This is a genomic window from Ruegeria sp. CF1, from assembly GCF_056537445.1.
Genome location: NZ_JBQFRN010000001.1, coordinates 164,770 through 180,058 on the forward strand (window position 1 = coordinate 164,770; position 15,289 = coordinate 180,058).

Below are 15,289 nucleotides of genomic sequence, written 5' to 3' on the forward strand. Positions count from 1 at the left end.
ATGAATTTCCACGAGGTGAGATTTCCCGCCAGCCTGAGCTTTGGCTCGGTCGGTGGGCCGGAACGGCGCACGGATATCGTGACGCTGGCCAACGGGTTCGAAGAACGCAACACGCCCTGGGCGCATTCGCGCAGGCGCTATGATGCCGGGTTGGGGATGCGGTCGCTAGACGATATCGAGACATTGATTTCCTTCTTCGAGGCGCGGCAAGGCCAGATGTTTGGATTCCGCTGGAAGGACTGGTCGGATTTCAAATCGGGCGCGGCGACGGCTGAGGTCGACAAGGGCGATCAGGTGATTGCGCGCGGGGATGGCGAGACGACCGATTTTCAGCTGATCAAGAGCTACAGCTCGGGTGGATTCAGTTATGTAAGGCCGATTTTGAAGCCGGTACTGGGGACCGTGACGCTGGGGCTGGATCAGGACGCGCAACGCGAAGGCGTGGACTTTGAAGTCGATCTGGCGACCGGACGCGTGATGTTCTCGGCCCCGCCGCCTGAGCAGGTCGAGATTACGGCCGGGTTTGAGTTCGACGTTCCGGTACGGTTCGACACCGACAAGATCCAGACCAGCGTGGCCAGCTTTCAGGCCGGTGACGTCCCGAACGTACCGGTGGTCGAGGTGCGGGTCTGATGAGCGGGGACAAGCAGGCGCTGCAGGCGCATTTGCAAAGCGGGCTGACCACCACCTGTCGTTGCTGGGCGATCACGCGCAGCGACGCACAGGTCTATGGTTTCACGGATCACGATATGGAGTTGCGCTTTGACGGGCTGGTGTTCAAAGCCAGCACCGGTCTGACCGCTGCGGCGATCGAGCAGGCAACCGGCCTGTCGATCGATAATACCGAGGCGATGGGCGCGCTGTCTGATGCCTCGGTCCGGGAAGAGGATATCGAGGCGGGGCGCTTTGATGGGGCCGAGGTGCGGGCCTGGCTGGTCAATTGGGCCGATCCTGAGCAGCGGATGCTGCAGTTTCGTGGTTCGATTGGTGAGTTGCGTCGCGCTGGCGGGGCGTTTCATGCGGAATTGCGCGGGTTGACCGATCTGCTGAACCGGCCTTTAGGGCGGATTTATCAGAAGCCCTGTATGGCAGTGTTGGGGGATAAGGCGTGCCGCTTTGCCCTGGAGACGTCGGGTTATCGCGCTGAGGCTGAAATTGTCGCGCTGGACGGCGCGGCTTTGCGTTTGCAGGGCGCGGAGAGTTCTGATGCGGGTTGGTTTGAACGCGGCAGGCTGGATGTGCTGGACGGGGCTACGCAGGGCCTGTGGGCCTCGATCAAGCTGGATGAACAGGTCAGAGATGGCCGCGATGTCACGCTGTGGTCGGCGATTGGCGGCGGGCTGGCGGTTGGGGATCGGGTCCAGCTGACCGCCGGGTGTGACAAGCGTATGACCACTTGCCGACTGAAGTTCAACAACATGCTGAATTTTCAGGGCTTCCCTGACCTGCCGCACGAGGATTGGGTCATGGCCGTACCCAAGCGCAGTAGTCAACACAAAGGGGGAAGCAGGCGGTGATGCGGACAAAACAAGATATCGTGGACGAAGCGCGCGGATGGCTGGGCACACCTTATGTTCATCAGGCCTCTGTTCGGGGTGCAGGCGCCGATTGTCTCGGCTTACTGCGGGGCGTTTGGCGCGCGGTGATGGGGCATGAGCCCGAGGCGGTGCCGGTCTACAGCATGGATTGGTCCGAGCCGCAGGGTGAGGAACGCATGTGGGCCGCAGCCCGTCGCCATCTAGTCGAGAAATCGCCCGATGATTTGGCCCCGGGGGATGTATTGCTGTTTCGGATGCGGGATGCGGCAGTGGCAAAGCATCTGGGCATCGTCAGCGCCCAAGACCCGATGCGATTCATCCACGCCTATACCGGGCATGGTGTTGTTGAAAACACGCTGAGCGAGCCTTGGCGTCGCCGCGTGGTCGCTTGTTTCGAATTCCCGCTGGAGGATTTCTGATGGCCACAATAGTTCTGTCTGCTGCAGGTGCGGCAATAGGTGGTTCGATCGGGGGCTCGGTTGCGGGCCTGTCAACGGCGGTGATTGGCCGCGCGGTCGGGGCGACGCTGGGGCGGGTGATCGACAACCGGTTGATGGCCAGCCAATCCGTAATGGGCGGCGGCAGCGAGGTGGTCGAGACCGGGCGTCTGGATCGTTTCCGTCTCACCGAAACCGGTGAGGGTGCGACCGTCGCGACGGTCTACGGCCGGATGCGAGTTGGAGGACAGGTCATCTGGGCCTCGGACTTTCTGGAAACCCGATCGACCTCGACGACGACGCAAACATCAGGCGGTGGCGGTGGAGGCAAGGGGAAACCCAAGCCCGTTGAAGTGACGACAACAACAACCACGCATAGCTACAGCTATTCGGTGTCTCTGGCGATTGCGATGGGCGCGGGACAGGTTGCGGATATCACGCGTGTCTGGGCCGATGGTGAAGAGGTCGAGCGCCGAACGCTGAACATGCGGATATATCGCGGCGATCACGAGCAATTGCCCGACCCGCTCATTGAAGCGGTCGAAGGGGCAGGCACGGTGCCCGCCTATCGCGGCACGGCTTATGTCGTGATCGAAGATCTGGCGCTGGGCCCCTTTGGCAACCGAGTGCCGCAGTTTTCGTTCGAGGTGGTGCGGCAGGAACAAGACGAGATGCCGGATGCCGAGGACGCGCTGACTCGGATCATCAAGGGGGTGGCCTTGATGCCGGGTACGGGGGAATACGCGCTGGCTTCATCTCAGGTTAATTACACCAAGGGCCGTGGGCGCAGTTGGGCGGCGAATGTCAATTCACCATCGGGCAAGTCCGATCTGGTGACCTCGACGCGGGCGCTCGGCCAGGAATTGCCGGGCTGCGAGGTGGCTTCGTTGATCGTGTCGTGGTTCGGCGATGATTTGCGCTGCGGAGAATGCCAGATCCGCCCCAAGGTTGAACGCAAGAATATCGAGGGCGCAAACATGCCCTGGAGTGTTTCAGGTCTGTCCCGAACTGCGGCGGGGCAGGTGAAATGGCAGGATGGGCGTCCGGTTTATGGCGGCACACCGGCTGATGCGGCCGTAGTGCAGGCGATCCGGCACCTGAAGAACTCGGGCAAACGGGTTATGTTTTATCCGTTTATTTTGATGGAGCAATCAGAGGGCAACGGCCTGCCTGATCCGTGGTCCGATGCGCCGGATCAGCCACATTTACCCTGGCGTGGGCGGATCACTTTGGATGTTGCTCCGGGGCGGCCAGGCTCGCCGGATCAAACTGCCGATGCGGATGCGCAGGTGGCGGCGTTCTTTGGTACGGCGCGCGCGTCACATTTCTCGGCCAGCGGCAGCAAAGTGACCTATCGCGGCCCTAGCGAATGGGGATTACGGCGGTTCATTCTGCACTATGCGGCCCTTTGCAAGGCGGCGGGCGGCGTGGAGTCCTTCTGCATCGGGTCCGAGATGCGCGGGCTAACGCAAATCCGCGGCGCGTCTGGCTTCGCTGCAGTTGCGGGGCTGCGGTCTCTGGCCGCGGAAGTGCGCGCGATATTGGGGCCGGAAACTAAGATCGGCTATGCCGCAGACTGGACCGAGTATTTCGGGTATCAGCCGCAAGACGGCACCGGAGACCGGTATTTCCACCTCGACCCGCTTTGGGCCGATGAGAACATAGATTTTGTCGGCATCGACAACTATATGCCGCTGTCCGACTGGCGGGATGGGGGCTCGCATCTGGACGCTGAGGTGTCGAATGGGTCGATCTACGATCTGGACTATCTGCGCGGCAATATCGAAGGTGGCGAGGGGTATGATTGGTACTATGCCTCACCGGAGGAAGCTGAGGCGCAGATCCGAAGCCCGATCACTGATGACGATCATGGCGAGCCGTGGGTCTGGCGGTACAAGGACCTGCGCAACTGGTGGGCAAACCGACATCATGAGCGGATCGGGGGTGTGCGGCAGGAAACGCCAACGGGTTGGGTGCCGGGGTCCAAGCCAATCTGGTTCACCGAACTGGGCTGCGCGGCCATCGACAAGGGCACGAACCAGCCGAACAAATTCTTGGACCCAAAGTCGTCTGAATCAAATTTGCCGCGGTATTCCAACGGGGTACGGGATGATTTTATCATGGTTCAGTACCTTCGGGCCGTCCTTGGCTATTGGGGTGATGCTGAGATCAACCCGGTTTCAGATATCTATGACGGTCCGATGGTGGACCTGTCGAACGCCTTTGTCTGGGCTTGGGATGCGCGTCCGTTCCCGACTTTCCCGAACCTGCGGTCGCAGTGGTCGGACGGCGATAACTATGCACGTGGGCATTGGCTGAACGGGCGATCCGGGTCGCGGACTCTGGCCTCGGTCGTGACAGAAATCTGCCTTGAGGCAGGGGTGACGGCGATTGATGTGTCCGAGCTCTACGGCGTGGTACGCGGTTACGCGGTTGAGGACGTAATGAATGCTCGGCAGGCCTTGCAGCCGCTGATGCTGCGCTATGGGTTCGACGCGATCGAGCGGGACGGGGTGCTGAAGTTCAGAACCCGCGACGGGCGTCGGGCCGTTGACATTGACCCCGAGCAGATCGCCATCAGCGCGGATATCGACGGGCCAGTGGAACATCGCCGCGAGGCAGACGCCGAGATGACCGGGCGTGTGCGTCTGCGGTTTGTCCAATCGGATGCGGACTATGATGTTGTCGCGGAAGAGGCCGTCTTGCCTGATGACAGAACCCATTCGGTCGCCGTCAACGAAATGCCATTGTCGATGACTCGCGCCGAAGGGCGTCAGACGGTCGAGCGCTGGCTAAGCGAATCCCGCATCTCGCGCGAGACTGTACGATTTGCTCTGCCGCCCTCGCTGCTGCATGTCGGAGCCGGCGATGTGGTGCGTTTGCCGGATGGCGGGGACGGAACGCTATATCGGATCGACCGGCTGGAACAGGCCGAGATGCAATTGGCGGATGCAGTGCGGATTGAACCCGGAGTTTATACCCCGTCCGATGTTTTGGATGATGTAGCGACAGCCAAGCCATTCATTGCTCCGGTGCCAGTTCTGCCGGTGTTCATGGATCTGCCGCTGATCACTGGATCCGAAGCGCCCCATGCGCCGTATCTGGCGATATCGGCCGAGCCCTGGCCCGGTAACGTGGCTGTCTATTCGGCTGCACAGGATGAGGACTATACCTTGCATCAAGTGATCGCGGGGCAGGCGGTGATTGGCTTCACCGAAACACCCCTGCGACGCGCAGGCGCTGGGATCTGGGACGAAGGGGCCGCGTTGCGTGTCAACCTGATCGATGGCGTTTTGGAGTCGCGTCCACGCTCGGCGTTGCTGAGTGGTGCCAATCTGGCTGCCATCGGTGACGGAACACCGGGCAATTGGGAAGTGTTTCAGTTCTCGGATGCGGTCTTGCAGGAGACTGGCGTTTACAATTTGTCAGGCCGCTTGCGTGGTCAGTTGGGTACGGATGCCCTGATGCCGGATGTATGGCCTGAAGCGTCTACCTTTGTCCTACTGGATGAACGTGTTTATCAGACCGGGTTGCTGCGCACCGAACGCCGCGTGGCCAAGCATTACCGTATCGGCCCTGCAACGCGCGGCTACGAGGACCCGGCATATGTGCATCTGGTTGAAGCGTTCGATGGCAATGGGCTGAGACCTTATGCGCCAGTGCATTTGCAGGCTTCTGCGTCGGCTACCGGGGACAAGATCTCGTGGGTGCGCCGCACCCGGATTGATGGCGATGACTGGAGCGCATTGGATGTGCCTCTGGGCGAAGAAAGCGAATCCTATCTGATCCGCGTCTTCATTGAGGGTGCTTTGTTGCGCGAAACTGTCACCAGTGATCCGGTTTGGCAGTATTCTGCCGCGATGAAAGCCGATGACGGGCTGGCCGGACCCTACGATATCGCAGTCGCGCAGGTTTCGGCTACCTACGGACCCGGGGCGTTTGCGCGCCTTTCGGTCGGCTAGCCGTGCGGCCAGTCCTGCACGGAGATCTCAGCGCGGCGGCGCGGGCTTTGCTGGCCGCGCCGCGAACCGACCGCGATAGGATAAGCACCCTCCTGATTGCTGAGGCCGAACTGGCGGATCGACATGTCGCCAGAACAGGGCGGTTGCATCCTGTTTATGGAAATGGCTCGTTGATGGCAGCCGCGCGCTGCCGGCCCTTGGCAGACGAGCCAAATTTCGACGATCTGCAATATTGCCAATGTTTCGAGATGGTTCTGCGAAAACTGATCCGGTTCCAAATCAGCCAGATGCGCAGCTGACACATTTTGAGGCGGCAAGGTCCAGCTCTAGCCTTCCGTGCGCTATTTCCTCGCCGCAATCTTCGCAATAGCCGAATTCGTCTTCGTCCATCCGGTTCAGCGCGGCCCGAAGCCGATGCGTTTCGGTGTCGCGCCGGGCCTGTTGCGCCTTGGCCATTGCTTGATTTTGCAACGCATCCATCCGGCTGAGCCGACCCACTGCCTGTTGATCCAGCTCCACAACTGATTGCGCATCCTGACCGGCGGCGGATTGCGCGGCGAGATCGCGAAGGCGCTGGTGAATAAGCTTCCGAAAATGGTCCAGATCGGCTGAGTTCATTTTTTGTTGTAGTGCATATCAAGGGTTTGCGTTTGGTAATTTTACGACTAGATGGCTATTCTAAGCGCAGCAAAGGATGAAAAGCCATGTTCGAAACGCGCAGCCAAGTGACACCCGTGGACCCGGTTTGGGACCGCATCACCTCGGAAGCCCATGCAGCCGTCGAGAAAGAGCCGCTGATGGGCGGGTTGGTACACGCCTGTATCTTACATCACCGCAGTCTTGAGAGGGCATTGTCCTATCGCATCTCGGCCAAGCTATGCTCGAATGAGATGTCGATGATGGTACTGCGTGAGATCGTGGATGAGGCCTATGCTGACGACAAAGCGTTGATTGAAGCCGCGCGCGCGGACCTGATGGCTGTTTATGAACGCGATCCGGCCTGCCACCGCCTGCTGCAACCGATCCTTTATTTCAAGGGGTATCAGGCGATGCAGGCTTATCGCGTAGCCCACTGGCTTTGGAACAAGGGGCGCCATGATCTGGCGTATTTCTTCCAGATGCGATCTTCCGAGATATTCGGCATTGATATCCATCCAGCTGCCCGCATCGGTAAAGGCATCATGATCGACCATGCCCATTCTATCGTGATCGGTGAAACCGCTGTGGTTGGGGACAATGTTTCGATGCTGCATTCGGTGACGCTGGGCGGAACCGGTAAGGAAGAAGAACAGCGCCATCCAACCATCGGTGACGGCGTTCTGATCGGCGCGGGTGCCAAGGTTCTGGGCAATATTGAGGTTGGCCATTGCAGCCGTATCGCCGCCGGATCAGTGGTGCTGCAGGAAGTGCCACCGTGCACGACGGTCGCTGGCATACCCGCCAAGATCGTGGGCGAGGCCGGGTGCGATCAGCCGTCAATCTCGATGGATCATATGCTGGGGAAAGACCAGTAATTCGGAGTGAATAGACGAAAAAGGCCGCCTCGGGGTTCGAGGCGGCCTTTTTTGTGCATGATCTTCTGGGCTTAGGCCAACATGACCATCGGATTTTCCAGGTTGTCGACGATGGCTTGCAGCAGCTGAGCGCCAAGCGCGCCGTCGATGACCCGGTGATCGACCGACATGGTGACGGACATGACGGTTGCGACCGTCAGTTCTCCGTCATCGCCCACGATGGGTTTCTTGAGGCCGGTACCAACTGCGAGGATACCTGCATGCGGCGGGTTCACGATGGCATCGAAATTGTCGATGCCGAACATGCCGAGGTTCGAGACTGCGAAAGTACCGCCTTGGTACTCGTGCGGGGCCAGCTTGCGCTCGCGGGCGCGTCCGGCGAGGTCTTTCATCTCGGTCGACAGCGCCGACAGCGATTTGGTGTCGGCATCTTGCAGGACCGGAGTGAACAGACCGCCCTCGATGGCGACGGCAACAGCTACATCCGAAGGTTTCAGTTGCAGAACCCGGTCACCCGCCCAGACTGCATTGCACTCGGGCACCTGCTGCAGCGCGTTGGCGACGGCCTTGATGATGAAGTCGTTGACGCTGAGCTTCACACCCCGGCCTTCGAGCTGCTTGTTCAACTGGCTGCGGAACTTGAGTAGCGCATCCAGCTTAATGTCGCGACGCAGGTAGAAATGCGGGATGGTCTGTTTGGCCTCAGACAGACGCGCGGCGATGGTCTTGCGCATGCCATCGAGTTTGATCTCTTCGTATTCGCGGCCTCCGTACATCTTGGCCACGGCGTCCGCCGATGGACCTGCGGGAGCGGCGGCGGTTGGGGCGGCTGCAGCAGCAGGCGCAGGTGCCGCTGCAGGTGTGGCTGTGGCGCTTTCCACATCGGCTTTGACGATACGGCCATGAGGGCCAGAACCTGAGATTTGAGCCAGATCTAGACCCTTTTGCGCGGCAATCCGACGAGCAAGGGGGGAGGCAAAAATACGACCGCCATCCGCTTTGGCCGGTGCCGCTGGGGCAGGGGCGGGCGCCTCGGGTGCCGCCGGTGCGGCAGCCTCGTTGCCCGCTGCGGCAGCTGGCGCAGCCGCGGGAGCAGCGGTTGGCGTTGCACCGATATCATCAGCGCTTTCCCCATCTTCCAGCAGGACTGCGATGGCGGTGTTGACTTTAACGCCTTCGGTTCCCTCAGCAATAAGGATCTTGCCGACGGTGCCTTCGTCAACGGCCTCGAACTCCATTGTTGCCTTGTCGGTTTCAATTTCGGCCAGCAGATCGCCCGAGGAGACGGTGTCGCCTTCCTTGACGAGCCATTTTGCAAGTGTGCCTTCCTCCATCGTCGGGGACAGGGCAGGCATCAGGATTTCGGTGGGCATTTCAGCGCTCCTCAATCAGAGTAATTTGGTCAAAGGGCGCCTTGGGGCGCCCGGTGCCGCGTGCGAGTGTCGCAATCGCAGCCTCGATTTTGTCTTTGTTCTCCGCCATCCAGAGATAGGCGGTCTGGTGTGAGGGGCGCGCGCCGATCAACCGCATATCCGCCGCCAATCGCTCGGGTACAAGCGCCCGCACGATGCGGTTGTCGATGTCAATCTCGACACGGTAGCATTCGGTTGCTGGATCGCGGCCCCTGATCTCCATTACCGGTAGGTCACCTGTTTCACCGCAGCGATCACCTCATCAGTGGTGATCAGCGCCAGCTTTTCGAGGTTCGCCGCATATGGCATCGGAACATCTTTGCCGGTGAGGGTGATGACCGGGGCGTCGAGATAATCGAACGCTTCCTGCATGACGACCGAGCTGATGTAGCTACCAACGGAACCTTGCGGCCAGCCTTCTTCGACGGTCACAAGACGGTTGGTTTTCATCACCGAGTTGATGATCGCGCCAGTATCCATCGGACGGATAGTACGCAGGTCGATCACTTCGGCGCTGATGCCGTCTTCGGCCAGTTTGTCTGCGGCTTCCAGCGCATATTGCATGCCGATGCCGAAGCTGACGACGGTCACATCCGAGCCTTCGCGCCAGATGCGGGCCTTGCCCAGCGGGATGGTCAGGTCATCCACTTGCGGCACGTCGAAGGACCGGCCGTAGAGGATTTCGTTTTCCAGGAAGACCACCGGGTTCGGGTCGCGGATGGCTGATTTCAGCAGACCTTTGGCATCGGCTGCGGAATAGGGCATCACCACTTTGAGACCGGGCACCTGCATGTACCATGCGGCGTAGTCCTGCGAGTGTTGCGCGGCCACGCGGGCAGCGGCACCGTTAGGGCCACGGAATACGATCGGACAGCCCATCTGACCGCCAGACATATAAAGCGTTTTGGCGGCAGAGTTGATGATCTGGTCAATCGCCTGCATGGCGAAGTTGAAGGTCATGAACTCGACAATCGGTTTCAGCCCGCCAAAGGCCGAGCCGACGGCAATGCCGGTGAAGCCGTGTTCAGTGATCGGGGTGTCGATGACACGTTTGGCACCGAATTCATCGAGCAGGCCTTGAGAGATTTTATAGGCGCCCTGATATTCAGCGACTTCTTCGCCCATCAGATAGACATCTTCGTCGCCGCGCATTTCTTCGGCCATCGCGTCGCGCAAGGCTTCGCGGACGGTTTGCTGCGCCATCTCGGCGTCGGCAGGCCAATCGGGCGACAGGTCCACAACCGGAGCAGCGGGGGCTGCTGCGGCAGGAGCGGGGGCCTCAACCGCCGCAGGGGCGGCTTCGGCCTCCGCTGCGGCTGCGGGCGCAGCCACGGGCAGGGCGGAGGCGTCTTCACCATCTTCGACCAGGATCGCGATAGGGGTGTTTACTTTGACCCCTTCGGTGCCCTCGCTGATCAGAATCTTACCGACGATGCCTTCATCGACGGCTTCGAACTCCATCGTCGCCTTGTCGGTTTCGATCTCGGCCATGATGTCGCCCGAGGATACGGTGTCGCCTTCCTTGACCAGCCACTTGGCCAATGTGCCCTCTTCCATCGTGGGCGAAAGGGCGGGCATGAGAATTTCGGTTGCCATGTCTTATTCGTCCTCTCAGGCGTAGATATCAGTCCAGAGCTCGTCCAGCGACGGCTCGGGGCTTTCTTTCGAGAATTCGGCGGCCTGATTGACGACCTCTTTGATCTCTTTGTCGATCGCCTTCAGGTCATCCTCGGTCGCGTGTTTGCCGGTCAGCAGCAGCTCGCGCACGTGCTCGATCGGGTCGCTTTGTTCGCGGACCTTTTGAACCTCTTCGCGTGTACGGTACTTGGCCGGGTCAGACATCGAGTGGCCGCGATAGCGGTAGGTTTTTACCTCGAGGATGTAGGGACCTTTGCCCGCACGGCAGTGGGCGACCGCTTTTTCACCTGCGGCTTTGACGGCCAGAACGTCCATGCCGTTCACCATTTCGCCCGGTATTCCGAAGGCTTGACCGCGGTGGTAGATGTCGGCCGAAGAGGTCGAGCGTGCTTGCGCGGTGCCCATGGCATACTGGTTGTTTTCGATCACGAATACCACCGGAAGCTCCCAAAGAGCAGCCATATTGAAGGTCTCGTAGACCTGACCCTGATTGGCCGCGCCATCACCGAAATAGGTGAAGGTGACGCCGCCGTTTTCTTTGTACTTGTCAGCAAAGGCCAGACCCGCACCCAGCGGAACCTGTGCGCCAACGATGCCATGGCCGCCATAGAAATTCTTCTCTTTCGAGAACATGTGCATCGAGCCGCCTTTGCCTTTGGACAGCCCGCCTTCGCGACCGGTCAATTCAGCCATTACGCCGCCCGGGTCCATACCACAGGCCAGCATGTGGCCGTGATCGCGATAGGACGTGATGCGCTTGTCGCCTTCCTTGGCCGCGGCCTCAAGGCCGACAACAACCGCTTCCTGACCGATGTAGAGGTGGCAGAAACCCCCGATCAGACCCATGCCGTAGAGTTGACCTGCCTTTTCCTCGAATCGGCGGATCAGCAGCATCTCGCGGTAATATGTGGTCAGTTCTTCCGCAGAAACATTTGGTTTCTTTGTGGTTTTTCGCGCAGCCATAGTGGCGATCTCCCCCTTTCGGCAAGATAGTTTAGCGTTAAACTATCTCATAGAGCATTTCACACGTTCTGGCGAGTACTAATGTTACGCGAGGGCAGGATACGCGAGTTGCGGCCTGCCACAGCTTATCTTCCGGGCGTTAAGGTGCAGAGATTCTTAGTCAAAAATTTCGTTAGCGGATGACGATCTCATCCGCGCGGATCATGCCGAGCACTGAGCGGGCCTGTTGATCCAGCAGATCGAGATCCAGATAGGTGTCTGACAGTCGGCGAGTCAGGTTCTCCATCTGCTCGATCTCGGCGTTCAGCTGCGCCAGATCGCGAGACAAAACATCGCGCTCGGCGGCAATCTCGACCCGGCGAAACAGACCGTAATCCCCTTGAACGGCGGCAAAGGTGAAATACACCCCCAGCATGAAGGCGATCGTGAAGAAAATGAAGGCCCCTAAACCGGGCCGATTGGAACGGGACACTGTGTTAACCGCCGTGTGAAATACTGCCTCAGAAACGCACCCTTTTTGGATGTCTCGACGCACTATGTCACAGGTGATTCGGCTTGTGAATCCCCTGAGTAGAAAAAGCTGAGACCTGAGGTTTGAGCGCTTACGGGTCCAGCGCGGCCACACCCGGCAAGGTCTTGCCTTCCATCCATTCAAGGAAGGCACCACCAGCAGTAGAGATATATGAGAAATCCGTTGCCGCGCCCGAGGCGTTCAGCGCGGCCACCGTGTCGCCCCCGCCCGCGACCGAGGTCAGCTTGCCATCGCGGGTTAGTGCTGCGGCCTTCAGCGCCGCCGCATTGGTTGCGGCATCGAACGGGGTCAGCTCAAACGCCCCCAGTGGGCCGTTCCAAATCAGGGTCTGGCTTTTTTCCAGCACTTCGGACACGGCTGCGACGCTTTCGGGACCGGCGTCTAGGATCATCGAGTCAGAAGGGCACTGATCAGCGGGCAGCACCTGATGCGGCGCGTTGGCCTCGAACACTTCGGCCACGACGATGTCGCGCGGCAGGACGATCGTACAGCCAGCGGCTTCGGCCTTGCCGAGGATTTCGGCGGCGGTATCGGTCATGGCGTGCTCGGCCAGTGATTTGCCGACATCGATCCCCTGCGCCAGTAGGAATGTATTCGCCATGCCGCCACCGATGACCAGATAGTCAACCTTCTCGATCAGGTTGCCCAGCAGGTCCAGCTTGGTCGACACTTTGGCGCCCCCGACAACCGCTGTGACAGGCCGCTTGGGCGCGCCCAGGGCGGCCTCAAGTGCGCTCAGTTCCTGCTGCATCAGGCGTCCGGCACAGGCGGGCAGCAGACGGGCCAGCGCCTCGGTCGAGCTGTGGGCGCGGTGCGCTGCCGAGAAGGCATCGTTGCAATAGATGTCGCCCAGCTTTGCCATGCCTTGGGCAAGTGGGACGCTGTTCTTGGTCTCCTCGGCATGGAAGCGGGTGTTTTCCAGCAGCAGAACCTCACCTTCCGTCAGGGCGGAGGCGGCGGTTTCAGCCTCATAGCCCACGCAATCATCGGCAAAGCGCACGGGAGCCCCAAAAGCGGATTCAAGTGCTGGCACAAGCTGCTTCAATGACAGCTCGGGTACATGCTGACCACCGGGGCGTCCGAAATGGGCCAGCAGGATGGGTTTACCGCCTGCGGCGAGGATATCGCGCACGGTTGGCACGATCCGTTGAATGCGGGTGTCGTCGGTCACCACGCCATCCGCGACCGGTACGTTGATATCCACGCGCACCAGAACCCGCTTACCGCCAAGATCCATATCGTCCAGAGATTTCCAGCCCATCGCGCTCATCCTTGCCCATTGCATCCAGTTTCAGCGGTTCTTTTCCTGCATTTTGCGTTCAGGTCAATGCGTCACTTGGCATTCGCGCGCCCGCGTCATAGGTATTTGCGCAAGTTTCAAAGACAGGAGGGCCAGATGGCCGAGATCAAAGACCCCGAAAACACGATCATCATTGAGCTGAAAGACGGCAATGTCGTTATCGAACTGCTGCCCGACGTGGCCCCTCAGCACTCGGCCCGCATGAAAGAGCTGGCGCGTGGTGGTGAATATGACAACGTCGCCTTCCACCGTGTGATCGACGGGTTCATGGCGCAAACCGGCGATGTGCAGCATGGCGACATGGAAGACGGGTTCAACATTCGTATGGCGGGCACCGGTGGATCGTCGCTGCCGAACGTTCCGGCAGAGTTTTCGAAACTGCCCCATGATCGCGGAACATTGGGTGCGGCACGCTCGGCCAACCCGGATTCGGCCAACTCTCAGTTCTTCATCAACTTCAAGGACAACCATTTCCTGAACGGCCAGTACACCGTGTATGGCCGCGTCATCGACGGGATGGAGCATGTAGACGCGATTGTGCGTGGTGAGCCGCCAGCGAGCCCCGACCGCATGATCAGCGTTAAGGTGGCTGCTGATGCATAAGCTGGCCGCAGTTTTTACCTTGCTGGCCAGCCCTGCGCTGGCAACCGGGCTTGAGATTGAGATCGAGGGCGAGGGCGCCAATGGCACCGTCACCGTCGACCTGTTCGAAGATATTGCGCCCAAGCATGTGGAGCAGATCACCGCTCTGGCCGCTGCTGGTCAGTACGATGGGGTTGTGTTCCATCGTGTGATCGATGGGTTCATGGCGCAGACCGGCGATGTTGAGTTTGGCCGTGTCGGTGGCGACATGCGTCGTGCGGGTACGGGTGGATCGGATCGCCCTGATCTGCCTGCTGAATTCTCGGATTTCAATTATGACCGGGGCGTCGTGGGTATGGCGCGGGCGCAGGACCCAGACAGCGCGAACTCGCAATTCTTCATTATGTTCGAGCCCGGCCCGTTCCTGAATGGTCAGTACACGGTTGTCGGTCAGGTGACAGAAGGGATGGACGTGGTCGATGCGATCAAGCGGGGCGATGGCCCTAATGGCGCAGTGATCGGACAACCGGATGCGATGAAAAAGGTCACTGTGACCGAATAAAAGAAAGCCCCGGCGCGCTTCTGCGGGCCGGGGGTTCTTGATGCGGCCGGGTCAATCGTCGTCCGACATCGCCCGCCAGATCAGTGCGCCAATCGCACCGCCGATCAAAGGTGCCACCCAGAACAGCCACAGCTGCGCCAGTGCCGGACCATCAGCAAACAACGCCACGCCGGTTGACCGGGCAGGATTTACGGAGGTGTTCGTCACCGGGATCGAAATCAGGTGGATCAGCGTCAATCCCAAACCAATCGCGATCGGGGCGAACCCGGCAGGCGCGCCGCTGGAGGTCGCACCGAGAATGATCACGATGAAGAACGCCGTCATGACGATTTCGATCACCAAGGCCGACATCATCGAATAGCCTTCGGGTGACGCCTCGCCATACCCGTTCGAAGCAAATCCTCCGACACCTTCGAATCCGGGCGCGCCACTGACGATCAGGTACAGCACCGCTGCTGCGGCGATCGCTCCGATCACCTGCGCGATCCAGTAGGGGATCAGATCCTTGGCATCGAACCGCCCGCCGATCATCAGCCCAAGGCTGACCGCCGGGTTGAAATGCCCGCCCGAGATATGACCGACCGCGTAGGCCATGGTCAGCACCGTTAGGCCGAAAGCGAACGAAACGCCCAGCCAGCCGATACCCACATCGGCCACACCTGCAGCCAGTACCGCGCTGCCGCAGCCGCCGAGTACCAGCCAGAATGTACCGAAGAATTCGGCCATGAGTTTTGATGACATGAAAAGCCCTCCAGAAATCAATGACTTTAAGGTTAATTCAAAAAACGCTTTTTGTGAAACTGTGAGAATGCGGGGAATTTTCCTTCAAGACACGTCAGATAGGGGGGC

General features: G+C 60.0%; 16 protein-coding genes. 8 read left to right on the plus strand and 8 right to left on the minus strand.

The annotated features are described in order from the left end of the window. Genes ACRZ96_RS00850 through ACRZ96_RS00870 form a run of 5 tightly spaced genes read left to right on the plus strand, consistent with a single transcriptional unit; the run spans position 1 to position 6,236 of the window. A complete protein-coding gene (locus tag ACRZ96_RS00850; RefSeq protein WP_480759195.1) occupies positions 1-633 on the plus strand; it encodes a phage distal tail protein, Rcc01695 family in 633 nt (210 codons plus the stop codon). Further along, entirely contained in the window at positions 633-1,517 is an 885-nt protein-coding gene (locus tag ACRZ96_RS00855) for a DUF2163 domain-containing protein (RefSeq protein WP_480814145.1), read from the plus strand. The genes ACRZ96_RS00850 and ACRZ96_RS00855 overlap by 1 nt, the downstream gene beginning before the upstream one ends. Next, a complete protein-coding gene (locus tag ACRZ96_RS00860) occupies positions 1,517-1,957 on the plus strand; it encodes an NlpC/P60 family protein (RefSeq protein ID WP_170396502.1) in 441 nt (146 codons plus the stop codon). Before ACRZ96_RS00855 ends, ACRZ96_RS00860 begins: the two co-directional genes overlap by 1 nt. Next, positions 1,957-5,937 (plus strand): baseplate multidomain protein megatron, encoded by a 3,981-nt coding sequence (locus ACRZ96_RS00865; RefSeq protein ID WP_480814146.1) that lies wholly within the window; start codon positions 1,957-1,959, stop codon positions 5,935-5,937. Before ACRZ96_RS00860 ends, ACRZ96_RS00865 begins: the two co-directional genes overlap by 1 nt. A gap of 2 nt (positions 5,938-5,939) precedes the next feature. Beyond that, entirely contained in the window at positions 5,940-6,236 is a 297-nt protein-coding gene (locus ACRZ96_RS00870; protein WP_170403088.1) for a DUF7742 family protein, read from the plus strand. On the opposite strand, the gene ACRZ96_RS00875 is transcribed toward ACRZ96_RS00870, so the two are convergent. Then, complete coding sequence (locus ACRZ96_RS00875) at positions 6,217-6,555, minus strand: TraR/DksA C4-type zinc finger protein (protein ID WP_170396506.1); 339 nt, start codon at positions 6,553-6,555, stop codon at positions 6,217-6,219. The genes ACRZ96_RS00870 and ACRZ96_RS00875 overlap by 20 nt on opposite strands. An 86-nt stretch (positions 6,556-6,641) precedes the next feature. On the opposite strand from ACRZ96_RS00875, the gene cysE reads away from it, so the two are divergent. Further along, a complete protein-coding gene (cysE, locus tag ACRZ96_RS00880; protein ID WP_170396508.1) occupies positions 6,642-7,451 on the plus strand; it encodes a serine O-acetyltransferase in 810 nt (269 codons plus the stop codon). Positions 7,452-7,522: 71 nt separating this feature from the next. Here cysE and ACRZ96_RS00885 read toward each other — a convergent pair whose 3' ends face one another. The 6 genes from ACRZ96_RS00885 to ACRZ96_RS00910 form a co-directional block, all read right to left on the minus strand. Then, entirely contained in the window at positions 7,523-8,824 is a 1,302-nt protein-coding gene (locus ACRZ96_RS00885; RefSeq protein WP_480705121.1) for a pyruvate dehydrogenase complex dihydrolipoamide acetyltransferase, read from the minus strand. 1 nt (position 8,825) lies between these two features. Beyond that, positions 8,826-9,086, minus strand: a complete 261-nt coding sequence (locus tag ACRZ96_RS00890; protein WP_480705119.1) for a hypothetical protein — start codon at positions 9,084-9,086, stop codon at positions 8,826-8,828. Continuing rightward, positions 9,086-10,459, minus strand: coding sequence for a pyruvate dehydrogenase complex E1 component subunit beta (locus tag ACRZ96_RS00895; RefSeq protein ID WP_480705117.1), 1,374 nt, complete (start codon positions 10,457-10,459; stop codon positions 9,086-9,088). The genes ACRZ96_RS00890 and ACRZ96_RS00895 overlap by 1 nt, the downstream gene beginning before the upstream one ends. Positions 10,460-10,474: 15 nt before the next feature. Next, complete coding sequence (gene pdhA / locus ACRZ96_RS00900; protein ID WP_170396516.1) at positions 10,475-11,464, minus strand: pyruvate dehydrogenase (acetyl-transferring) E1 component subunit alpha; 990 nt, start codon at positions 11,462-11,464, stop codon at positions 10,475-10,477. Between the two features lie 172 nt (positions 11,465-11,636). Continuing rightward, on the minus strand, positions 11,637-11,936 hold the full coding sequence (locus ACRZ96_RS00905) for an FtsB family cell division protein (RefSeq protein ID WP_170626672.1): 300 nt from the start codon (positions 11,934-11,936) through the stop codon (positions 11,637-11,639). Positions 11,937-12,066: 130 nt separating this feature from the next. Then, positions 12,067-13,257 carry a phosphoglycerate kinase gene (locus ACRZ96_RS00910; RefSeq protein ID WP_480705115.1) on the minus strand — a complete coding sequence of 397 codons (1,191 nt, stop codon included), beginning with the start codon at positions 13,255-13,257 and terminating at the stop codon, positions 12,067-12,069. Between the two features lie 135 nt (positions 13,258-13,392). On the opposite strand from ACRZ96_RS00910, the gene ACRZ96_RS00915 reads away from it, so the two are divergent. Then, positions 13,393-13,899 (plus strand): peptidylprolyl isomerase, encoded by a 507-nt coding sequence (locus tag ACRZ96_RS00915; RefSeq protein ID WP_170396522.1) that lies wholly within the window; start codon positions 13,393-13,395, stop codon positions 13,897-13,899. Continuing rightward, positions 13,892-14,440, plus strand: a complete 549-nt coding sequence (locus tag ACRZ96_RS00920; RefSeq protein WP_170565963.1) for a peptidylprolyl isomerase — start codon at positions 13,892-13,894, stop codon at positions 14,438-14,440. The genes ACRZ96_RS00915 and ACRZ96_RS00920 overlap by 8 nt, the downstream gene beginning before the upstream one ends. A gap of 51 nt (positions 14,441-14,491) precedes the next feature. On the opposite strand, the gene aqpZ is transcribed toward ACRZ96_RS00920, so the two are convergent. After that, positions 14,492-15,181 (minus strand): aquaporin Z, encoded by a 690-nt coding sequence (gene aqpZ, locus ACRZ96_RS00925; protein ID WP_170396526.1) that lies wholly within the window; start codon positions 15,179-15,181, stop codon positions 14,492-14,494. Between the last annotated feature and the right edge of the window lie 108 nt (positions 15,182-15,289).